This window comes from Variovorax sp. LG9.2, assembly GCF_035018885.1.
Lineage (GTDB): Bacteria > Pseudomonadota > Gammaproteobacteria > Burkholderiales > Burkholderiaceae_C > Variovorax.
Genome location: NZ_JASJXB010000017.1, coordinates 1 through 19795, shown reverse-complemented (window position 1 = coordinate 19795; position 19795 = coordinate 1). Strand labels below are relative to the sequence as shown.

The 19795-nt window shown below is 65.6% G+C and carries 21 protein-coding genes; 4 read left to right on the top strand and 17 right to left on the bottom strand.

Translation table 11 applies throughout. The annotated features are described in order from the left end of the window. Nucleotides 1–30: 30 nt before the first annotated feature. A complete protein-coding gene (locus QN413_RS17320; RefSeq protein WP_323497813.1) occupies nt 31–1437 on the top strand; it encodes a zinc-binding metallopeptidase family protein in 1407 nt (468 codons plus the stop codon). Between the two features lie 25 nt (nt 1438–1462). Here QN413_RS17320 and QN413_RS17315 read toward each other — a convergent pair whose 3' ends face one another. The 17 genes from QN413_RS17315 to flgB form a co-directional block, all read right to left on the bottom strand. After that, on the bottom strand, nt 1463–1687 hold the full coding sequence (locus QN413_RS17315; protein WP_323497812.1) for a cysteine-rich CWC family protein: 225 nt from the start codon (nt 1685–1687) through the stop codon (nt 1463–1465). 28 nt (nt 1688–1715) lie between these two features. Further along, the gene (locus QN413_RS17310; RefSeq protein ID WP_323497811.1) at nt 1716–2972 is read right to left on the bottom strand and encodes a 6-phosphofructokinase; all 1257 of its coding nucleotides are present in this window, start codon (nt 2970–2972) and stop codon (nt 1716–1718) included. Nucleotides 2973–3014: 42 nt separating this feature from the next. Then, on the bottom strand, nt 3015–3827 hold the full coding sequence (locus QN413_RS17305; RefSeq protein ID WP_323497810.1) for an enoyl-CoA hydratase-related protein: 813 nt from the start codon (nt 3825–3827) through the stop codon (nt 3015–3017). Beyond that, nucleotides 3827–5005: an acetyl-CoA C-acetyltransferase gene (locus QN413_RS17300; RefSeq protein WP_323497809.1), complete on the bottom strand. Its 1179-nt coding sequence runs from the start codon at nt 5003–5005 to the stop codon at nt 3827–3829. Before QN413_RS17300 ends, QN413_RS17305 begins: the two co-directional genes overlap by 1 nt. Before the next feature lie 114 nt (nt 5006–5119). Then, entirely contained in the window at nt 5120–6367 is a 1248-nt protein-coding gene (locus tag QN413_RS17295) for an EAL and HDOD domain-containing protein (protein ID WP_323497808.1), read from the bottom strand. 43 nt (nt 6368–6410) lie between these two features. Further along, nucleotides 6411–7673 (bottom strand): HDOD domain-containing protein, encoded by a 1263-nt coding sequence (locus QN413_RS17290; protein ID WP_323497807.1) that lies wholly within the window; start codon nt 7671–7673, stop codon nt 6411–6413. A gap of 36 nt (nt 7674–7709) precedes the next feature. Beyond that, nucleotides 7710–8912 carry a flagellar hook-associated protein FlgL gene (gene flgL, locus QN413_RS17285; RefSeq protein WP_323497806.1) on the bottom strand — a complete coding sequence of 401 codons (1203 nt, stop codon included), beginning with the start codon at nt 8910–8912 and terminating at the stop codon, nt 7710–7712. Nucleotides 8913–8929: 17 nt separating this feature from the next. After that, entirely contained in the window at nt 8930–10813 is a 1884-nt protein-coding gene (gene flgK / locus QN413_RS17280) for a flagellar hook-associated protein FlgK (RefSeq protein ID WP_323497805.1), read from the bottom strand. Further along, nucleotides 10810–11661: a flagellar assembly peptidoglycan hydrolase FlgJ gene (gene flgJ / locus QN413_RS17275; RefSeq protein WP_323497804.1), complete on the bottom strand. Its 852-nt coding sequence runs from the start codon at nt 11659–11661 to the stop codon at nt 10810–10812. Before flgJ ends, flgK begins: the two co-directional genes overlap by 4 nt. Nucleotides 11662–11748: 87 nt before the next feature. After that, nucleotides 11749–12864 carry a flagellar basal body P-ring protein FlgI gene (locus QN413_RS17270; protein ID WP_323497803.1) on the bottom strand — a complete coding sequence of 372 codons (1116 nt, stop codon included), beginning with the start codon at nt 12862–12864 and terminating at the stop codon, nt 11749–11751. Between the two features lie 7 nt (nt 12865–12871). Beyond that, on the bottom strand, nt 12872–13564 hold the full coding sequence (locus QN413_RS17265) for a flagellar basal body L-ring protein FlgH (protein ID WP_323497802.1): 693 nt from the start codon (nt 13562–13564) through the stop codon (nt 12872–12874). A 17-nt stretch (nt 13565–13581) separates the two neighbouring features. Next, a complete protein-coding gene (flgG, locus tag QN413_RS17260) occupies nt 13582–14364 on the bottom strand; it encodes a flagellar basal-body rod protein FlgG (protein WP_323497801.1) in 783 nt (260 codons plus the stop codon). Nucleotides 14365–14414: 50 nt separating this feature from the next. After that, entirely contained in the window at nt 14415–15152 is a 738-nt protein-coding gene (gene flgF / locus QN413_RS17255) for a flagellar basal-body rod protein FlgF (RefSeq protein WP_323497800.1), read from the bottom strand. A gap of 43 nt (nt 15153–15195) precedes the next feature. Further along, complete coding sequence (gene flgE, locus QN413_RS17250; protein WP_323497799.1) at nt 15196–16413, bottom strand: flagellar hook protein FlgE; 1218 nt, start codon at nt 16411–16413, stop codon at nt 15196–15198. A 28-nt stretch (nt 16414–16441) separates the two neighbouring features. Then, nucleotides 16442–17122 (bottom strand): flagellar hook assembly protein FlgD, encoded by a 681-nt coding sequence (locus tag QN413_RS17245; protein ID WP_323497798.1) that lies wholly within the window; start codon nt 17120–17122, stop codon nt 16442–16444. A gap of 16 nt (nt 17123–17138) precedes the next feature. After that, nucleotides 17139–17543 (bottom strand): flagellar basal body rod protein FlgC, encoded by a 405-nt coding sequence (gene flgC, locus QN413_RS17240; RefSeq protein ID WP_323497797.1) that lies wholly within the window; start codon nt 17541–17543, stop codon nt 17139–17141. Between the two features lie 3 nt (nt 17544–17546). Then, nucleotides 17547–17999, bottom strand: coding sequence for a flagellar basal body rod protein FlgB (gene flgB / locus QN413_RS17235; RefSeq protein ID WP_323497796.1), 453 nt, complete (start codon nt 17997–17999; stop codon nt 17547–17549). A 196-nt stretch (nt 18000–18195) separates the two neighbouring features. Here flgB and flgA point away from each other — a divergent pair, with 196 nt between their 5' ends. The 3 genes from flgA (at nt 18196) to QN413_RS17220 (ending at nt 19737) form a co-directional block, all read left to right on the top strand. Beyond that, nucleotides 18196–18972: a flagellar basal body P-ring formation chaperone FlgA gene (flgA, locus tag QN413_RS17230; RefSeq protein WP_323497795.1), complete on the top strand. Its 777-nt coding sequence runs from the start codon at nt 18196–18198 to the stop codon at nt 18970–18972. Nucleotides 18973–19060: 88 nt separating this feature from the next. Continuing rightward, nucleotides 19061–19378 carry a flagellar biosynthesis anti-sigma factor FlgM gene (gene flgM, locus QN413_RS17225; RefSeq protein ID WP_323497794.1) on the top strand — a complete coding sequence of 106 codons (318 nt, stop codon included), beginning with the start codon at nt 19061–19063 and terminating at the stop codon, nt 19376–19378. Between the two features lie 2 nt (nt 19379–19380). After that, complete coding sequence (locus tag QN413_RS17220; protein ID WP_323497793.1) at nt 19381–19737, top strand: hypothetical protein; 357 nt, start codon at nt 19381–19383, stop codon at nt 19735–19737. Nucleotides 19738–19795: the final 58 nt, after the last annotated feature.

Sequence of the window (19795 nt, the reverse complement as noted above, 5' to 3'; positions counted from 1 at the left end):
TCTCGCGCCCGGTGACTTCACAATGACGCCATGGAACAGACCTTCCAATCGCAATCCGTCGGCACCGCGCCAGAGCAGTCGGACCACTCGCTCGCCGCCGACCTCAAGGCGCCGACACTGAGCCGCGCCTACCAGTGTCAATGCGGCCGCCCGATTTTTCTCGGCAACAGCGAATGCCTGGCCTGCCACACGCCGCTTGGTTATGTCGTCGAGAGCCTGGGAGTCGTGCCGCTCGCACCCGCGACGTTCCAGGGCGCCGAGGCCGACACCTACACCGTGTTCGGCGATACGAACGGCAAGGCCTACCGGCGCTGTACCAACCTGATGACCGCATCCAGTTGCAACTGGATGGTGCCTTCACCGCGTGAGGGTGACGACGCCAGCTTCAACACGATCGGCCTCGCTCCCGGCTACTGTCTGTCGTGCAGTGTGACGCGGACGATTCCCGATCTCTCCGTCGAAACCAACGGCGTGCTGTGGCGCAAGTTGGAGCAATCGAAGCGCCGCCTCGTCTCGCAATTGCTCGCGCTCGGACTGCCCGTCGTGAGCCGGCACGCCGACCCGGTGCATGGGCTGGCCTTCGACTTCTTGAGCAACATGCCCGGCGGCCCGCACGTGCTGACGGGCCACGAAGACGGCGTGATCACGCTGAATGCCGAAGAAGCAGAAGACGCGGTGCGGGAGCGCATCCGTGCCGAAATGCGCGAGCCGTATCGCACGCTGCTCGGGCACTTTCGTCACGAGATCGGCCACTACTACTGGGACTTGCTCGTCTACCCGACGAACTGGCTCGAACAGTTTCGTGCGCTCTTCGGCGATGAACGCGTCGACTACGCTACCTCCCTGAAAACGCACTACGAGCAAGGGCCGGTGCCCGACTGGCGCAATCGCTACGTGACCAGCTACGCCAGCTCGCATGCGTGGGAAGACTGGGCCGAGACCTGGGCGCATTACCTGCACATGGCCGATACGGCCGACACCGCCATGAGCTTCGGAGTCGACGCGACACGCGCGGAACTTGCCAGCGATTTATTCGAGCCCGCCGACCTGTGGCAGCCCGACCATCCGGACGCGATGAAGTTTCTCGACTTCCTGAACGGCTGGGTGCGCCTGACCAACGTGCTCAACGAGTTGTCGCGCAGCATGGGCCAACCCGACTACTACCCGTTCGTGCTGCCACGCGCGGCGGTGGGCAAGCTGCAGTTCATCCACCAGGTCATCACCGACCAGCGCCATCGCATCGGCGCACCTTCTCCCGCGCCGGAAGCGATGAGCGATCCCGTCCCCGTGCCGCCGACGGTGGGTTCGACGACGTCGCTGCAAGGTTCGCAAGCTTTGCAGCAGCCGCCGACGCGATCGACACCGCTGCAGATGCGCCAGCCTGTGCAGCAGGCACAGGGCTACGCATACGACCACGGGTTTTTCTCGCGGCGTTGAGGCCGCGCGAGCATGGGTCTGCTTGTCAGCGGGGCGTGGCAGCTGCGCAGCGGGCACAGATACATGAAGCGCCGCGCGCCGCTTCGGGCACCTTGGAAAGCAATGCCGCGCTGAAGTCGGCCTGCATGCACCAGCACTCGCTTTGCAGTGTGCCGGTTTCGCGCGCCAACTCGACGGCACAGCGATTCGCTTCGCCGCAGATCGGACAGTGAGTGGCGTCGATCACGCCGATGATCTCGCCATCGTTCATGGCCGACCAGCCGCCGATATCGCCATGATCAAGCCACCTCGAAGGTGGGTAGCTTTTTCGGCACCGCCACATTGCTCAGCGTCACGTACACCGGCAAGCCATCGCGGTACGCCGGATAGTCTTCGCCCTGAATCAACGGCATCAGATACCGTCGGCAAGCTTCGGTGATGCCGAAGCCATCGGCCGTGATGAAGTCGCGCGGCATGAACTTCTCGGTGTTGGCCACCGCTGCGAGCGGTGCACTGCCGATGCGATATGTGTAGGGCAAATCGCTGGTGCGCTCGATCGTCGGCATCACTGCATTGCGACCTTCGATGGCGAGTTCGATGGCGCGTTGGCCGAGTTCGTATGCCTGTCTCACATCGGTCGCCGAAGCAATGTGTCGCGCCGAGCGTTGCAGGTAGTCGGCCACCGCCCAATGGAACTTGTGGCCGAGCGCTTCCTTGACCATGTTGGCAACGACCGGCGCCGCGCCGCCGAGCTGCGCATGACCGAATGCATCGCGCGTGCCCTGTTCCGCCAGGAAGCTGCCGTCGGCGCGATGACAGCCTTCGGACACGACCACGGTGCAGTAGCCATGCTGCTTCACCAGCGCATCGACGCGCTCCAGGAACGTCGCCTGGTCGAACTCGATCTCGGGGAACAGGATCACGACCGGGATGCCGTGGTCGGTCACCAGCCCGCCCGCCGCGGCAATCCATCCGGCGTGCCGTCCCATCACTTCGAGCACGAAGACCTTGGTCGATGTCGCGGCCATGGAGCGCACGTCGAGTGACGCTTCAAGGGTGGAGATCGCGACGTACTTGGCGACGGAGCCGAAGCCCGGACAGCAGTCGGTCAACGGCAGGTCGTTGTCGATGGTCTTCGGCACATGGATCGCCTGCAGGGGATAGCCGAGCGACTGCGACAACTGGCTCACCTTGAAGCAGGTGTCGGCCGAATCGCCGCCGCCGTTGTAGAAGAAATAACCGATGTCATGCGCCTTGAACACCTCGATCAGCCGCTCGTATTCGCGGCGGTTTTTCTCGAGCGACTTGAGCTTGTAGCGGCACGATCCGAAGGCGCCCGCCGGCGTGGTGCGCAACGCGGCGATGGCGTCGGCCGGCTCTGCGCTGGTGTCGATCAGGTCTTCGGTCAGTGCGCCGAGGATGCCGTTGCGCCCGGCATAGACGCGGCCTATTCGGTCCGGGTGGCGTCGCGCTGTTTCGATCACGCCGCAGGCCGATGCGTTGATGACCGAAGTGACGCCACCGGACTGCGCGTAGAAAGCATTGAGGACAGTCATGGTGCATTGTCCTGCAGCGGCCCCGAGAGGCCAAATCCGCGTTCAACGCCCCGGAAAAACCGGTGCCCGTTTCTGCAGGAACGCCGTCACGCCTTCGCTGAAGCTCGGCTTGTCGATCAGTTCGCGTTGCCGCTCGCTCTCGAAATGCAATTGCTCGCTGAGCGTGTGCTGCGCCGAGGCTTCGAACGCCTTGCGGGCTTCGAGCACCGCGTGCGCCGGCAGGCGCGCCAGGCGCTCCGCGATCTTCTGTGCTTCGAGCAACAGCAAATCGTCTTCACAGGCGGCCCAGATCAAACCCCATCGCTCCGCCTGGTCGGCGCTCACGCGCTCGTCGAGCAATGCCATGCCCATGGCACGTGCCGCCCCGATGCGGCGTGGCACGAACCAGGTGCAGCCGAGGTCCGGCACGATGCCGAGCTTGGGCAAGAACGGCAGATAGAAGTACGCGCTGCGTGCCGCGATGGTGATGTCGGCCGCAAGTGCCAGGCCCACGCCGGCGCCCGCCGCCGCACCGTTGACCGCTGCGACGATCGGCACCGGCAGCGCACGCATCGCCTCGATCAACGGATTGCTGAGCGACTGCATCCACTCGGCGGTCTGCGTGCCGAGCGAGTCTTTCGCCTTGCCATCTCCGCCGTCAGCACCGCCAAGAATCGCGCTCAGATCTGCACCCACGCAAAACGCCTTGCCGGCACCGGTGAGCACCACCGCGCGCACGCTGCGGTCGTCGGCCACGCGCGCCAGCGTGTCGCGCAGTTCGACCTGCAGGTCCATCGCGATCGGGTTCAACCTGGTCGGGATGTTGAGCGTCAGCGTCGCGACGCCGTTTTCCAATTCATACAGGACATGCGACATCAGAGTCTTTCGATGATGGTGACGTTGGCCATGCCACCGCCTTCGCACATCGTCTGCAGGCCATAGCGCTTGCCGCGCTGAGCCAGCGCATGGATCAGCGTGGTCATCAGCTTGGTGCCCGACGCGCCGAGCGGATGACCGAGCGCGATGGCGCCGCCGTTGACGTTGAGCCGCGCCGGGTCGGCGCCGAGCGTTTGCAGCCAGGCCAGCGGCACCGGTGCGAAGGCCTCGTTCACTTCGTACAGGTCGATGTCGTCGATCGACATGCCGGCCTTGGCCAGTGCGCGCTGCGTCGCCGGCAACGGTGCTTCCAACATGATCACCGGGTCGTGCCCCATCACGCTCATGTGATGAATGCGCGCGAGCGGCTTCACGCCGAGCGCCTTCAGGCCGCGCTCGTTGACGACCAGCACGCCGCTTGCGCCATCGCAGATCTGGCTCGCGGTCGCGGCGGTGCAGCGGCCGCCTTCTGCGATCAGCTTGACGCCGGCAATGCCTTCGAGCGTCGCCTCGAAGCGGATGCCTTCGTCGACCGTGTGCATCTGCCCGCTGCCCGATCCATCTGCAAGGCGAATCTCGATAGGCACGATCTCGTCGCCGAACAGGCCTTCACGGCTGGCCGAGATGGCGCGCTTGTGGCTCTCGAATGCGTAGCGATCGAGCGCGTCTTTGTCGAGCCCGTAGTTCTTGGCGATCATCTCTGCGCCGGTGAACTGGCTGAACTCGACGCCGGGGTAGCGCCGCTGCATGCCGGGGCTCATGTAGGTACCGAGTCCGGCCTTGGCCGGCAACGCGTTGGGCGTGAACATCGGCACGCGCGTCATGCTCTCTACACCGCCAGCGATCACCGCGTCCATGCTGCCCGACATCACCGCCTGCGCCGCGAAGTGCAATGCCTGCTGCGACGAGCCGCACTGGCGGTCGACCGAGGTGCCGGGCACGGATTCAGGCAGCTTCGACGCCAGTACCGCGTTGCGCGCGATATTGCTCGCCTGTTCGCCGACCTGGCTGACACACCCGAGGATCACGTCTTCGACCGCCGCCGGATCGATGCCGCTGCGCTCGAGCAATGCATTGATCACTTCGGCCGTCAGGTCGGCCGGATGCCAGCCCGCGAGTTTGCCGCCGCGCTTGCCGCCTGCTGTGCGCACCGCAGCCACGATGTATGCCTCTGCCATCTTTGTTCCTTCAGTGAGCCTTCGATAGGGAAGGTCGATGGTTGAGCGTCATCGCCGCGAGGTCAAGCCGGGGACATCCCGTGCGCGACACCGGCCCGGCGTGACCGCGCCGCTTCAGCGCTCAAGGGCGTCCGCCCACATGAGCGCCTGGAGATGCGCCCAGTTGATCTGGTGGTTGGTCAACTGCAACTCGTTTGCCGCCTTGGAAAAGGCGACGTCGTCACCGCTCTCGCATGCCTTGGTGAGCGCAAGGAACGGTGCCAGCTGCCCTTCGTTGCGCAGCAGCGCGTCGAGCACAGGCTCCGGCAACGTGACCGAACCGAGCGCTTGCGCCATCGGCATGCCGACCAGCGTGTCGAGCAGCGAGAACACGCCGACGATGAAGGCGTTGTCGCAGTCTTCCTGCGGCATCAGTTCGGCAGCGAGCAGCTCCATCAGCCGGCCACGCACCACTGCTGTGGTGCCTGCTGCCGGCGCGGCGCCGCCGGGGCGCGACACCGTCATCAGCAACGTGGCCCAGCGGATCAGTTTGTTGAGCCCGAGGATCATCACCGCGTGGCGGAACGAGGTGATCTCCACGCTCAGCCCGAAGCCGCACGAGTTGATCATGCGCAGCAGCTTGAAAGACAGCGTCGGGTCTTTCTTGATCAGCTCTTCGATGTCGCCGAGGTCGGCTTCGCGCCGCACCAGGTTGATCAACTGGATGATCGTGGCTTGCGAGGTTTGCACCGCCTTGTCGGTGATGGCAGAAGGCTGCGCGAACCAGCGGCCCTGGAACAGCTTGACGCCAAAACGCTTCATCAGTTCGTACTGCTCGACCGTATCGACCTGCTCGGCCACCACATCGGCGCGGCTCGAAGTCTTTGCAAGCTTGATGAAGCGCTCGGCCTGGTCGTTCGGCATGCCGGCCAGGTTGAGCTTCAAGAATGCAGCCATCGGCCGCCACGATGCGTAGGCGGGTTCGAGGACGGCCGGGCCGAACGCCAAACGGAATCCGCTCTCGCGAATTTTCGTCAGCGCCAGACGACCGAACTCGATCTCTTCTTCGGTGCTGCCTTCTCGAGTCGACACCTCGAGCACGACCTTGTCGGGGTCGAGCAAGTCGAGCTGGAGGCCGCCGAGATTTTCGAAAGCGCAATGGATAAAGACGAGCTTTTCGCCCGCCACCGCGTTGGTGCCCGAGTCGGAAAGCGCATCGACCACCACGGTGGAATCGTTCGCGCGGTCGCGCGGTTGTTCGAACAGCGCGTAGCCGAACACGGCGCGCCGCTCGTCGACGATGGCCTGGCGCGACAGCGCAGCGCCCACGCCGACCGGCGCAGCACTTTCGACATCAGGGGCGAGGGCATGATCAGTAGACATCGAGACTCCGGGGAAAGAAAAACAGGGAAAATACAAAGATCGTTCAGGCGGCGCGCGTCGTCAGCAGTCCAGCCGGCTGCAGGCTGCTGCCCGCGAGCATTCGCAGCAGTGCGCGGTTCACGTCGTCGGATGCCAGGCCATAGGTTTCGCGCACGGCACGCAACGGGGCAGGGTCGTCAGATTCGAGGGCGAGGGCGGCTTTCAGGCTCGGTGCATACGGGCCGTTGTGGCTCACGATGGCCGAGACGATTCGCTCCGACAACGGGATCCGACTGAGGCTGAGCTTGAGAGGCTCGTCGAGCACGAGGTCGAGCTGCGCGAACAGGCCGCACAGGTACACCTCGCGCCGCAGATCGTCCTCGATGCCGGCGTCCATCAGGTGCTCCATAAGGTGGCCGCGCAGCACCATCGTCGCGTTCACTGGCCGCAGGCCCGCATCGTCGGTCGCGTGCGGCAGTTGCTCGGCCAGCCACGCACTCAGCGAACGAAAGCCCAGCATCATGAAGCCGTGCCGCAACGACGCGATGCCGCTGCGCAAGCCCAGACCGGCAGAGTTGAGATACAGCAAGAGGCGGTAGGCCAGCGTCGGTTCTTCGCCGAGCAATTGTTCGATGCGTTCGAGCGACGGCTCGTCGTCGAGCGCGTTCATGGTCTGCACGATGGCGCGACGGCTCGGCGGCAGCGGCTGCCCTGCGTAGCGGTGCACGGCATCTTCGACCGGCCAGCCTGCGATGGCCCAGGCGCCTTGCTGATCGAGTGCGTGTTCGGCCAGCGCGCGACTCGCCACGCCTTCGACCATGGAGTTGGGGAGCACCGGGCTGCCTTCGGCGCGGGCCGCAAGACGACCGACTGCAGCCGATTCGCGCGCGCGCTTGGCGGCATGCAACGCGGTGCCGGCATCGACCGCCGACAGCGCGGTCATGCGCCGCTCGAAGCAGCGCGCCACGTCTTCGGGTGGGTTCTGTGCCGCGTCGCCACGCGCCACCATGCGCACGCCGCGCGAGCGCGCGGAATGCACGCTGGCACGCAGCCGTGCGTCGTCGAGCCAGCGCACCGGCACTTCGATCATCGGGTCCGATGGCGTGGCGTGTTGCAGCAGGCTGGTCAGCAGTTCGCGCGACTGCAAAGACAGCAGCAGCGCCGGCGACTCGGCGGTGCGCAGCTCTGCCAGCATGCGAAGCAGGTGATGGCCGTCGACGCCTTCGCTGTCTTCGTGCACGAACAGCTGCACGCCGGACAGTGTGCGGCTCCGGCCCCACAAGGGTCGGTAGCCGAGGGTCAGGCTGCCTAGTACGGTTTGCGCCATGAGGCCTCCCGTGGCATGAGGGTGTGTTTCATCGCGCTAGCTGATGAAGTTGAAGAGCGACTGTTTCTGGATCTGCGCGTAAGAACCGAGCGCCGCGGAATACGCGGTCTGCTGCGTCTGGAAATCCGAGACCCCTTTCACCATGTCGATGTCTTCCGCCCGCGATCGATCCGCCTCCAGCTGGATGCTGCGGTCTGCTTGTCGCCCCGAGATGTCGTCGACCCGGTTCAGCAGGTCGCCGGCCGTACCGCGTGACGACTGCAGGCGCGACAGGCCCGAGTCGATCTGCACCAGTGCCTGCGACACGTTCTGCGCCACTGCGCCCGTGCTGGTGGCGTCACGGATCCCGGCAATCGCCGCGTCGAGCACGCCGAACAGACTGGCGTGGGTGCTCGGCTTCACTTGCAGAGTCGCGCCGTTGGCAGGCGTGCCCGATGGCGTCAACGAAATGCCGTCGAAAGCGATCGCCTGACCTCCCAGGTAAGGCTGCCCGCTCTGCACCGTCGTTCCCGCGGTGGTGTTGAGCACGTCGTAAGTCGTCACACCGCCGCTCACGTTGAACACGATGTTGTAGTTGGCGCCGGTCACCGCGCTCGGGTCGGTGACCTTGCCTGCGTCGGTGTACACGGTGCTGGTGCCGCTCGCCTGCGTGATGGCGAACACGCCGTTCCCGGTGGGCACGTTCATCCAGGTCGCGGCGCCATCGAGCGTGGCGGGCACCGACACCGCGCCGCCTGCGGTCTGGCCTGCGATGCCGTTGAACGTCACGCCGCCGCTGGTGTCGGAGAACGGTGCGGCCGTGCTGCCGAGCCCACCGAAGAGCGGCTGCCCGTTGCTGTCCTTTTCATTGGCGTAGCCGAGGATCTGGTCGCGCAGCGTGGTCATCTGCTGCGCGATGCTGGCGCGGTCGGTGGCGGTGAGCGAGGTGTTGCCGGCCTGCACCGCGAGGGCGCGAAAGTCCTGCACCGCAGTCACCGCATCGCCCAGTGTCGACTCGGCCGTGGCGACCGCGTTGCGTTGCACTTCGAGGGCGCGCTGGTCGGTGGTGACGCGCGCCATGCGCGTGATGGCGCGCTCGGCCTGGGCTGCGCCGCTCGGGTCGTCGCTCGGGCGCAGCACCTTCTTGCCGGCCGTGAGTTGCTCTTGCAGATTCGACATTTGCGACTGCCGTGCGGTGAGTTGGCGCACCGCGTTGTCGTAGGTGTTCGCGCTGCCGAGGCGGGTGGTGTTGCCAGACATGGGTTACTCCGTTGAATTCAGTGCATGCCTTGCAGCAACGTGTCGAAGATGCTTTGCGCAATCTGGATCATCTTGGCCGACGCCTGGTAGGCCTGCTGGTACTTCAGCAGGTTGGCGGCCTCTTCGTCGAGGTTGACGCCCGCCACGCTGGTGCGGCTGGTCTCCAGGTTCGTCGCGATGGAGTTGGAGATACCGGCGGCGTACTGCGCGCTCTGGGAACGCACGCCGACCGTCGCCATCAGCGAGGCGTAGCCATCGGACAGCGGTGCGCCGTCGAACACCGTGGCGTCGCGCAGCCCGAGCATGGCGGTCGCGTTGCCGGCATTCAGGTTGCTGTATCCCGGTGTCGCTGCCTGCACGGTGATGGTGTCGCCGGGTTTCGGTGTGCCTTTCAACGTAAGGTTCCAGCCGTTGAAGCTGATCGGCTGGCCGGCCGTGTAGGCCACGCCGGTCGGGTTGCCGGTACCGGTGCCGGCTACATCGAAGGTGCCGGCCGCGTTGAAAGTCAGCGTGACGGTGCCCGTCATGTTGGCATCGGCCTTGGCCGGCGCAAGTGCCGACACGGTCACGTTGCCGGTGTTGGTGGTGCCGGCGCGCGCCTCGATCGGACTGGCCGCGGCAAGTGCGCGCGGCGAGGTGATCGCGGTCGCGACCTGGCCCGCAGCGGCGGCATACGGCTTGAGGGTGAAGCTGTCGCCGGCGTTGGCGGTGCCGGTACCCACGGCGATCGTCAAGCCATCCACCTGCACCGGCAGCGGTCCGGTGAAGTTGCTGATCTTGCCGTCCGACAGCCGCGTCACCTGCAGGCTGCCTCCCGCGCCGAAGTTGAGCTGGTAGGACGATGCAGCCAGCGCCGATGGGTCGGTCACCGTGGCGCCGACTGTCGCGTTGCCGGTGTTGGCTGTCGCCGGCACCGCGTCGGGCACCGCGATCGGCTGGAAGAAATTGCCGCCCGCATTGCCGTCCAGATCGACACCGAGCTTGTGCTGCGCATTGACCGCGCTGGTGATGGTGGTCGCCATGCGACCCAACAAGTTACGGGCTTCGGCGAGGTCGGTGTTTTGGAAACGCAGCAGTCCGGCCACCGCACCACCGCCCAGCGTTTCGCCCTGGATCGTCGAGCTGGCGTTGGCGCGCGTGAGCGTCAGGGCTTGCGTTCCGTCGGCGCCGGTCGTGAGCGACAGCGGTGCGGCAGAACTGCCGAGCACCAGCGGCTGGCTGCCGATGAAGACGCTCATGGTGCCGTCGTCGGCCGCCACGGTGGTGGTTTGCACCTGATGGTTGAGATCGCGCATTGCCTGATCGCGCTGGTCGAGCAGGTCGTTGGGGGCTTGGCCGCTGCCCTGCGAGCGTGCGATCTGCTGGTTGAGCGCGGCCACCCGCGTGGCCAGGCTGTTGATGGTCGTCACCGCATTGCCCAGTTGCGATTTCACGCCTTGCTGCAAATCGTCGAGCCGGCTTTGCGCATCCCGAAAGCGCGCAGCCATCTCGTCGGCGCGGGTCAACACCACGTTGCGCGCGGTGATGTCGGTCGGCGTGCTCGCCACGTCCGACAGCGAGTTGAGCATGTCGGTCACCGACGCGCCGAGGCCGCTGGCGCCGCCGGTGAAGATGTCTTCGAGTGACGAAAGCTGGTTGGCGCGCGTGCTGTCCATCGACGACACGGAAGCGGCCTGCGCCGCCTGCGTGGTCAGAAAATCGCTGTGGGCACGCTCGATGGTCGAGACCTCGACACCCTTGCCGATATAGCCGCTGCCGGTGTATTGCCCCGGCACCTGTGACATCACCGCGGTCTGGCGCGAATAGCCGACCGTGTTGGCGTTGGCAATGTTGTTGCCGGTGGTCTGCAGCGCAATCTGATTGGCGAGCAGGGCCCGCGCGCCGACGTTGAGCAGACTCATGCTTGAGACCTTTGCAGTTGCAAGCTGGTGTTGATGGCGCGGCTCAGCTTGGCCGCGTAGGCCGGATCGGTGGCATAGCCGGCGCGCTGCAATTCAGTGGCGTAGGCGGTGGCCGAGCCGGTCTGCGCGCGGGCCTGCGCATAGCGCGGGCTCTCGCCGATGAGCTTGGCGTAGTCGCGGAACGACTCTTCGTACGAACCGTAGGCGCGGAACTTGGCCGTGACCTTCTTGGCTTCGCCGTCGACGTATTCGGTCGTCGTGATCTCGGCGACCTTGCCGGTCCAGCTGCCCGTGGCCTTGATGCCGAACAGGTTGAAAGCATTGCTGCCGTCGGCATTGCGGATCTCGCTCTTGCCCCAGCCGGTTTCATGGCCGGCCTGGCCGATCATGAAAGCCGACGGAATGCCGGTGGCCTGCGCCACGCGCTCGGCCGCTTCGGTGTGCTGCGACACAAAGCCGCTTTGCGTCGCGCTCGGATTCGTCGTGGTGCCGCCGAGCGACACCGTCGGCGTGGCGCTGCGCGCATTGCCGGTCATCTGCTGCGTAAGCTGGCGCGTGATGGCTTCGGTCAGGCCGCCGGGCATGCCGGAGAGCTGCACCGCGAACTGCTGGTCGAGCAAATCGGTGCCCAGCTTTTCACCGTCGCTGTCCATCAGGCCCGACTTCATCGTGGCCTCGCGCATGCTCTTGATGAGCTCACGCATGAAGAGCGATTCGAACTGCTTGGCGGCTTCCTTGACGGCCTTGGGGTCGTTGCTGCCCGCGACCAGCTTGAGCGTGTCGAGCGAACGCGCGTCGGCCGCGAGTCCGCCACTGCTCAGGGTGGGAATGGATGACGGCGCGGCCATGTCAGTGCCGCCCGGCCGCCCGAAGGCAATGACGCTCCCCCTCGGGGGGCGGCGATACGCGAAGCGATGAGCGTGGGGGCTTCATCTTCAGATGACTTCGAGTTCTGCGTTGAGTGCGCCCGAGGCCTTGATGGCCTGCAGTATGGCGAGCAGGTCTTGCGGCGTGGCACCGAGTGCATTGAGCGCACGGACCACGTCCGACAGCAGTGGCGAGTTCGGCACCTGAATGAGGATGCCCGGTTCCTGCTTGATCTGGATGCTGGCCTGCTCGGCCACCACGGTCTTGCCGTTGGAGAACGGCTGCGGCTGGCTGATGATGGGCTGCGAGCTGATCGTGATCGACAGGTTGCCGTGCGCCACGGCGCAGGGGCCCAGCGTGACGGCCTGGTTCAGCACCACCGAGCCGGTGCGCGCATTGATGACCACGCGCGCCGCCGGAATCGGAATCTCCAGCGTGAGCTCTTCGAGTTGCGCGATGAAGCTGACACGGGCGTTGGCATCGACCGGTGCCTGCACCTGCACCGTGCGGCCATCGAGCGCGCGGGCCAGGCCGCTGCCGAGCTTCAGGTTGATCACGGCGGCGACGCGGCGCGCAGTTTCGAAGTCGGACGAATTCAGGTCCAGACTCACGCTGTCGCCGTCGTTCAGCGAGGTCGGCACCGAGCGCTCGACTTGCGCGCCGTTCGGCACGCGACCCGCGCTCAGATGGTTGATCTGCACCTTGCTGCCGGCCGCCGAGGCACCTGCGCCACCGATGATCAGGTTGCCCTGGGCCAGCGCATAGATCTGGCCGTCGGCACCGCGCAGCGGCGTGGCGATTAGGGTGCCGCCCTTCAGCGACTTGGAGTTGCCCATCGACGAGACGTTGACGTCCAGCGTCTGGCCCGGTTGTGCAAAGGCCGGCAGCGTCGTCGTCACGATGACGGCCGCCACGTTCTTCAGTTGCAGCTGCGATGCGGTCGCGGCCGGCAAGGTCACGCCCAGCTGCTGCAGGTAGTTGGCCACGCTCTGCGTGGTGTAGGGCATCTGCGTGGTCTGGTCGCCCGTGCCGTCGAGGCCGACGACCAGGCCGTAACCCGTCAATTGATTGGAGCGCACGCCTTGCACGGCGGCCACTTCCTTGATGCGGATGGCGTGGGCGGGCGCGAGCAGCGCCATGCTCAACATGAGCAGACCGGAAAGGCGAATGGAGAGCTTCTTCATCAGCTGCTTAAAAGGGAAGGACGCTCATGAAGAAGCGGTTGAGCCAAGGCATCACTTGCGCTTCCTGCTGCGCACCGCGGCCACGCGATTCGATGCGCACGTTGGCCACCTGGGCCGAGCTCACCACGCTGCCGGCCTGGATGGAGCGCGGATCGATGGTGCCGGAGAAGCGCAACACGTCGACGTTCTGGTTCACGCCGATCTGCTTTTCGCCCGTAACGACGAGGTGGCCGTTGGGCAGCAAGTCGACCACGGTCGCGGTGATCGAGCCCTGGAAGGTGTTGGCGCTTTCAGTGCCGCCCTTGCCTGCGAAGTTGTAGGTCGAGTCGGCCGTCGCGCTGGCGCGGCTGAACGAGTTGCTCTTGAAGAAAGGCATCGCGCTGATGCTGGCGTTGATGTCGTCTTTCTTGTCGATCGACGAGGTGGACTTCTGGCTCGCGGTCACGTTCTCGACGATGGCGATGGTCACCGTGTCGCCGACAAGGCGTGCGCGGCGGTCCTCGAACAGCGGGCGATAGTTGCTGGTATGGAATAGGCTGCCGGTGGCATTTCGCGGTGCGGCGACAGGCGCCGGCACTGCGGGCGGTGCCGTGCTCGGCATGTCGACCTGCGGCGTGTTGGCGAGCGTGGTGCAGCCGGTGACGAATACCGACACCGACAACAGCGAGAGCACCAAGGCAAGAGAGGCGAGACGTTTCATGAACTGGCTCGAGGTGGTCAGAGCTGCGCGAGCTTCTGCAGCATCTGGTCGCTGGTCTGGATCGCCTTCGAGTTCATCTCATAAGCGCGCTGCGTCTGGATCATCGAGACCAGTTCCTGCACCACGTTCACGTTCGAGGTTTCCAGGAATCCCTGCATCACGGTGCCCAGGCCGTTGGTGCCGGCGGTGCCGCCTTGCGGCTGGCCCGACGCGGCGGTCTCGGCGTAGAGGTTTTCGCCACGCGGTTCGAGGCCGGCCGGATTCACGAAGTTGGCGATGGCCAGCGTGCCGATGGTCTGCGGCGCGGCCTGGCCGGTGAGCGTGGCCGACACGGCGCCGTCGGTCGCGATGCTGACGTTGGTGGCACCCGCAGGGACTGTGATGCCGTTGGCCACCGGCAGACCCGCCGCCGTCACGAGGCGACCTTGCGCGTCGACCTGGAAGGAACCGTCGCGTGTGTAGCCGATGGTGCCGTCGGGCTGCGTCACCTGGAAGAAGCCGTTGCCCTTGATGGCCAGGTCGAGCTGGTTGTTGGTCTGCTGCATGCTGCCCTGCGTGAACGAGCGACTGGTGGCGACTGTGCGCACACCCAGGCCGAGCTGCAGGCCGGTCGGCAGCTGCGATTGCTCGGTGCTGTTGGCGCCGACTTGCCGCAGGTTCTGGTACATCAGGTCTTCGAACACGGCGCTGGCACGCTTGAAGCCGGTGGTCGAGACGTTGGCAAGGTTGTGCGAGATGACGTCGAGTTGCGTCTGCTGCGCTTCCATGCCGGTCTTCGAGATCCAGAGCGAGTTGATCATGGTGTTCTTTGAATGGTCTTGACTTGTCTTGGCTTATCGAGGCGTGGGCATCAGCCCACGGCGAGCAACTGGGCGGCCGATTTGTCGGACGCTTCGGCGGTGGTCAGCAAGCGCATCTGGGCGTCGAACTGGCGGGCGGCTGCGATCATGCCGACCATGGTTTCGATCGCGTTCACGTTCGAACCTTCGAGCGCGCCAGTTTCCAGGCGCGCCGTGTTGTCGCTCGGCACCGGCTCTTGCGATGCGGTGCGAAACAAACCGTCTTCGCTGCGCTTCAACGGGTCTTCCTGCGTCGGCGTGGCGAGCTTCAGGCGGCCCAATGTCGACACCGGCTGGCTACCGGTTTTCGAGGTCACGGTGCCGTCGTTACCGATGCTGATATCGCCACCCGGCGGCACGTCGATCGGCGAGCCGCCGTCCGACAAGATGACGAGGCCCGAGCTGTTGACCAGCGTGCCGGTCGACGACACCTGCAGCGCGCCGGAGCGGCTGTAGGCTTCGGTGCCGTCGAGCCCCTGCACTGCGAACCATGCGTTGCCTTGCGCTTGCACGTCGAGGCTGCGCCCGGTGCGCTGCACGGCGCCGGGCGAACTGTCGTGGCCCGAAGTGGCTTCGAGTGCGAACACACGGGTGGTCGCGCCGTCGCCGCGCACCGGCACCGCACGAAAGGTCGACAGCTCGGCCCGAAAGCCCTGCGTCGAGGCGTTCGCGAGGTTGTTCGCGAGCACGGCCTGGCGTTGGGCGGCCGCGTTGGCGCCGCTCATCGCGGTATAGATCAGGTGGTCCATGGCGTGCCGTGCGTGTGCTTGAAGGTCTTGGCGGACTTATCGATCAGCGCAGGTTCACCAGGGTCGACATGACCTGGTCTTGCGTCTTGATGGTCTGCGCGTTGGCCTGGTAGGCGCGTTGCGTGGTCATCATGTTGACCAGCTCGGCCGTCAGGTCGACGTTCGATTCTTCGAGCGCGCCCGAGCGCAACTGGCCGAAAGTGCCTTCGCCCGGCGCGCCGTGCACCGGCTGGCCCGACGCAGAGGTCTCCACCCAGTAGCCCGAGCCGGTCGGCGACAGGCCCTGCGCATTGCGGAAGTTGACCAGTGCGACCTGGCCGGCCGACTGCGTCTGGCCGTTCGAGTAGGTGGCGGTAAGGATGCCGCTGTCTTCGATCTTGATGCCGGTGAGCGCACCCGAGGTGTAGCCGTCCTGCGAAAGATCGGCCACCGCAAAGGCCGAGTTCACCTGCGTCATCTTGCTCAGGTCGAGCGTGATGGGGAAGGTCTGCGCCGGGTCGTTGGGCGAGGCCAGCGTCAGGCTGGGCACGGGTGAGGTGGCGGTATTCAGGCTGCCGTCGGCGTTGAAGTTGACGGTGAAGGGTGTCGAGGTGCTCGGATCGCTTCCGTTCACGCTGGTGTGCACCTGCCAGCTGTTGTTGGCCATCTTGGTGAAATACATGCCGACAGGCACTTCCAGGCCCTGCGCGTCGAACGCGGTGAGCGAAGTGCCGTAGGTCTTGATCGGTGTTGGGGGCGTTGCGGTGGCGGCGATGGGCGCGGCTGCGTTGAGCGTGATCTCGGCGGCCATCTTGGTCGTTTGCTTGGCCGGAATCGGCGCGCCGGTGGGCAGCTTGAGTGGTTGCGCGTCGAAGCTCTGGCGTACGCCATTGGCGTCGGTCGGGTAACCCATCACCGTGGCGCCGCTGTTGGTGACGATGGCGCCGGTCTTGTCGAGCTTGAAGTTGCCGGCACGCGTGTAGGCGGTCGATCCGTCGGTCGACTTCACCTGGAAAAAACCTTTGCCGTTGATGGCGACGTCCAGGTCGTTGCCGGTGATCGACAGCGTGCCTTGCGAGAACTGTTGCGCCACCGCGCCCACTTCGACGCCGAGCCCGAGGTTGGTGCCGCCCAGTGCGCCGGCCGAGCTGGCATAGATCTCGGCGAACTCGGCGCGCGAGGACTTCATGCCGGTGGTGCCGGCGTTGGCGATGTTGTTGCCGATCACGTCGAGGCTGCGACTGGCTGCGTTGAGGCCGGAAAGTGCTTGTTCAAAACTCATGGAGTGCTCCTGGAAGGAAGAGGGCGAATCAGAGAACCGTATGGACCTTGGCGTATGGCGTGACGCCGGCAGACAGCAGCGTGAGGGTGAGCCCGGCGGCGTCGCTGCCGACGGCCACGACCTTGTCGCGCATCAGTGCCGTGGACTGCACCGCGTCGCTGCCGTTGGTGGCAACCACCTTGAACTGCAGCGCCGCACCGGCCGGGTAGTTCGACGCGTCGAGGCTGAAGCCGTGCTGGCCGGCGTCGAGCTTGCCGAGCGAGACGGTGTCGACGATCTGGCCGCCGGCGGTCATCACTTGCACCTTGACGTCGGTCGCACCGGTGGCGAGCTCGACCGCGCCGACGGCCGTGGTGCCGTCGATGGCGATCTGGTTGCCTTCGGTCAGCACGCTGCGCCCGACCATGTCGCCGGACTGCAGCATCTGCTGCGACGACATTTGCGCTGCCATCGCCTTCATCGTGGTGTTGAGCGACTCGATGCCGGTGACGGTGTTGATCTGCGCCATCTGCGTGGTCATCTGCGCGTTGTCCATCGGGTTCATCGGATCCTGGTTGCTGAGCTGGGCGACCAGCAGCTTCAGGAAACGGTCCTGGATGTCCGCGGAGCTGGTGCTCGTGCCGGTGCTCGCGGCCTTGTCGGCACTCGAGCTGATGTTGTAGCTCGACGTCGAGCTGGCAATGGCGGAAGTGGCGCTGGTGGCGGTCATTGACGGAGTCCTTTTCTTACTGGCCGAGCTGAAGCGTCTTCAGCATCAGGCTCTTCGCGGTGTTCATGATTTCGATGTTGTTCTGGTAGGAGCGCGAGGCCGAAATCATGTTGACCATCTCTTCCACCGGGTTCACGTTGGAGTGCGTCACATAGCCTTCGGCATCGGCAGCCGGGCTGGCGGGTTCGTGCACCTTGCGGCCGGGCGTCTGGTTCTCGGAGATCGAGTCGACGCGCACGCCGGCATCGGCGGCGCTGCCGTACGGCACGGTCTGGAACACGACCTGGCGCGCCTTGTAGGCCTGGCCATCGGGGCCGGCCACGGCGTCGACGTTGGCCAGGTTGCTGGCCACCACGTTGAGGCGCTGCGACTGCGCGCTGACCGCGCTGCCGGCAATGCCGAGGATCGAGAACATCGACATGGTTTATTGCCCCTGGATGGCAGACATCAAAGTCTTGCTCTGGCCGTTGATGAAGCGCAGCGTGGCTTCGTAGCGCACTGCGTTGTCGGCAAAGGCGGCGCGCTCGCGGTCGAGGTCGACGCTGTTGCCGTCGGCGGTCGGCTGGGTCTGCACCACGTAGCCCGCCGCGTTGTCGCTGTCACCGATGCCGGCGCCGCTGCCGCCGGTGAGCGGGATGTGGCGTGCGTTGCTGCGGCCACTGTCGATCGTGTCGGCGCTGGTCGCCATGCGCAGGGGCGAACCGCTGCTTGCACCACCCGTCGCACTCTTCAGTGCATCGGCAAAATCGAAGTCACGTGCCGCATAGCCGGGCGTGTCGGCATTGGCGATGTTGCTGGCGATCACGCGCTGGCGATCGGCGCGCAGCACCAGGGCCTTCGCATGGAAGTCCAGTGAGTTCGTCAAGTTGTCCAGCATCGGGAAAGCCTCGGATAGGAGTGGGTGGCCATTTCGGGCCGTGTGGAAATTATGAAAACGCGGCCACTCCGGGAAGCACGGAGTAAAGGGGGGATTCGCGGCCTGTTCGGTGCTTTGTGTGGTGCGGGTCTGCCTATATTTCAGTCGCCGCACTGTTGCTGCAGCTTCCTCTTTGGACATTCCGGAAAGGCGCCTCATGCCATCCCCTCGATTTCGCAGCCGCCGTCCTGGTAAGGGCCGCATCGCCAGCATCGCGTCGCTGTGCGCCTCTATGTATGTAGCGGTGTTCTGCGCTGCCGCCCAGGCCCAGCAGGCGCCGTCGCAAGGCGCCGAGGTCGCGCCGGAATTCGTCGCCGCCACGCAGCAGTGGCTGGACGACGCGGTCGCCAAATCGCAAGCGGCATCGGCCTCGCCGCTTCGCATGGAAGTGAGCGTGGGCGCACTCGACAGCCGGCTGCGGCTGGCACCGTGCACCCACGTCGAGCCCTACATCCCGGTCGGCATGCGCCTGTGGGGCCGCACCCGGCTCGGCCTGCGTTGTACCGATGGGGGCGGTCGCTGGAACGTGTTCCTGCCCGTGACCATCAAGGCCTTCGGCCCGGCCTGGGTGTTGCGCGACAACGTGGTCGCCGGCACATTGCTGACAGCCGCCAACGCCGTCGAGGCCGAAGCCGACTGGGCCGCCGAGCCGTCGCCTGTGGTGGCCGATCCGGCCTTGTGGATTGGGCAGACCGCAGCGCATTCGTTGGTGGCCGGGCAGCCGGTGCGTCAATCGATGGTCAAGCCGGCCCAGGTGTTCGCCGCCGGCGCGCAGGTGCGGGTGGTGGCCATGGGGCCGGGTTTCGAGGTGACTTCGGATGCGCAGGCCATGACGCCCGGCGTTGTCGGCCAGTTGGTGCGCCTGCGAATGGAAAACGGCCGAATCACCACCGGAATCGTGCAGGATTTGCGCACGGTACGGCTTTCGATGTAGTTCAGCCTGAAAAAAGTTCTCAAGTTCCTTGAAGGGGTGCCGAAATTACAGGAACGATGCTTCCACAAGGGGGCACTGGAGTTGAATCATGAAGATCCAAGCGTTGAACGATCCCGCCCTTGCGGCCGCATCGCTCGCAGCCACCAAGGCCGAGCGCGGCGGAGCCTCGAGCGGCACCGGCGGAACCGAAGCAGCAGGCGCTGCCAGCGGTTCGGGTGCGACCGTCACGGTGTCGGGCGCGGCCCGCACGTTGAACGTCGCCTCGGCCGGTACTGGAATCGATGAAGCCAAGGTGGCGTCCGTCAAGGCGTCCATCGCCGATGGCACCTTCAAGGTCGATTCCGGCGCGATCGCAGACAAGATGCTTTCGAATGCCCAGGAAATGTTGAGCCGAGTGAGGAACTGACCATGCCCGATACCCGCAATTCCGCCGAATCCCTCCTGGTCGAAGTCGAGCAGCAGCTCGACGTGGTCGATGCCGGCCTGATGGCCGGCGAACCCGACGCACTGCAGCGCGCTTGCGCCGCCTTGCGCGAGGTCGCCCTGTCTTTTGCCCGCGTGCTCGAAGCGGCGCTGTCGGCCGAAGTGTTCGACCATGCTTTCCGTCGCCGCATCGATGCCGTCGCCCAGCGACTGGCCACGCAGCGCCAGAGCATCGCCCGCCGCACCGTGATGGTCGAGCGCGCGCTGGCTTCGATCTTCCGGCCGCAAGCCGAGGCGACCTACGCGCGACTGGGCGACCGCCCGACCTTCGCTTCGCACTGATATTGCTGAGCTTCTTCGCACTCAAGTGAGCCGCGGCGTTCCTGTCTCTTATACACAT

What these genes read in the sequence shown, in the direction of transcription:
- QN413_RS17320 (WP_323497813.1), top strand. Translation starts at nt 31, where the DNA reads ATGGAACAGACCTTCCAATCGCAATCCGTCGGCACCGCGCCAGAGCAG.
- QN413_RS17315 (WP_323497812.1), bottom strand. Translation starts at nt 1,687, where the DNA reads ATGAACGATGGCGAGATCATCGGCGTGATCGACGCCACTCACTGTCCG.
- QN413_RS17310 (WP_323497811.1), bottom strand. Translation starts at nt 2,972, where the DNA reads ATGACTGTCCTCAATGCTTTCTACGCGCAGTCCGGTGGCGTCACTTCG.
- QN413_RS17305 (WP_323497810.1), bottom strand. Translation starts at nt 3,827, where the DNA reads ATGTCGCATGTCCTGTATGAATTGGAAAACGGCGTCGCGACGCTGACG.
- QN413_RS17300 (WP_323497809.1), bottom strand. Translation starts at nt 5,005, where the DNA reads ATGGCAGAGGCATACATCGTGGCTGCGGTGCGCACAGCAGGCGGCAAG.
- QN413_RS17295 (WP_323497808.1), bottom strand. Translation starts at nt 6,367, where the DNA reads ATGTCTACTGATCATGCCCTCGCCCCTGATGTCGAAAGTGCTGCGCCG.
- QN413_RS17290 (WP_323497807.1), bottom strand. Translation starts at nt 7,673, where the DNA reads ATGGCGCAAACCGTACTAGGCAGCCTGACCCTCGGCTACCGACCCTTG.
- flgL (WP_323497806.1), bottom strand. Translation starts at nt 8,912, where the DNA reads ATGTCTGGCAACACCACCCGCCTCGGCAGCGCGAACACCTACGACAAC.
- flgK (WP_323497805.1), bottom strand. Translation starts at nt 10,813, where the DNA reads ATGAGTCTGCTCAACGTCGGCGCGCGGGCCCTGCTCGCCAATCAGATT.
- flgJ (WP_323497804.1), bottom strand. Translation starts at nt 11,661, where the DNA reads ATGGCCGCGCCGTCATCCATTCCCACCCTGAGCAGTGGCGGACTCGCG.
- QN413_RS17270 (WP_323497803.1), bottom strand. Translation starts at nt 12,864, where the DNA reads ATGAAGAAGCTCTCCATTCGCCTTTCCGGTCTGCTCATGTTGAGCATG.
- QN413_RS17265 (WP_323497802.1), bottom strand. Translation starts at nt 13,564, where the DNA reads ATGAAACGTCTCGCCTCTCTTGCCTTGGTGCTCTCGCTGTTGTCGGTG.
- flgG (WP_323497801.1), bottom strand. Translation starts at nt 14,364, where the DNA reads ATGATCAACTCGCTCTGGATCTCGAAGACCGGCATGGAAGCGCAGCAG.
- flgF (WP_323497800.1), bottom strand. Translation starts at nt 15,152, where the DNA reads ATGGACCACCTGATCTATACCGCGATGAGCGGCGCCAACGCGGCCGCC.
- flgE (WP_323497799.1), bottom strand. Translation starts at nt 16,413, where the DNA reads ATGAGTTTTGAACAAGCACTTTCCGGCCTCAACGCAGCCAGTCGCAGC.
- QN413_RS17245 (WP_323497798.1), bottom strand. Translation starts at nt 17,122, where the DNA reads ATGACCGCCACCAGCGCCACTTCCGCCATTGCCAGCTCGACGTCGAGC.
- flgC (WP_323497797.1), bottom strand. Translation starts at nt 17,543, where the DNA reads ATGTCGATGTTCTCGATCCTCGGCATTGCCGGCAGCGCGGTCAGCGCG.
- flgB (WP_323497796.1), bottom strand. Translation starts at nt 17,999, where the DNA reads ATGCTGGACAACTTGACGAACTCACTGGACTTCCATGCGAAGGCCCTG.
- flgA (WP_323497795.1), top strand. Translation starts at nt 18,196, where the DNA reads ATGCCATCCCCTCGATTTCGCAGCCGCCGTCCTGGTAAGGGCCGCATC.
- flgM (WP_323497794.1), top strand. Translation starts at nt 19,061, where the DNA reads ATGAAGATCCAAGCGTTGAACGATCCCGCCCTTGCGGCCGCATCGCTC.
- QN413_RS17220 (WP_323497793.1), top strand. Translation starts at nt 19,381, where the DNA reads ATGCCCGATACCCGCAATTCCGCCGAATCCCTCCTGGTCGAAGTCGAG.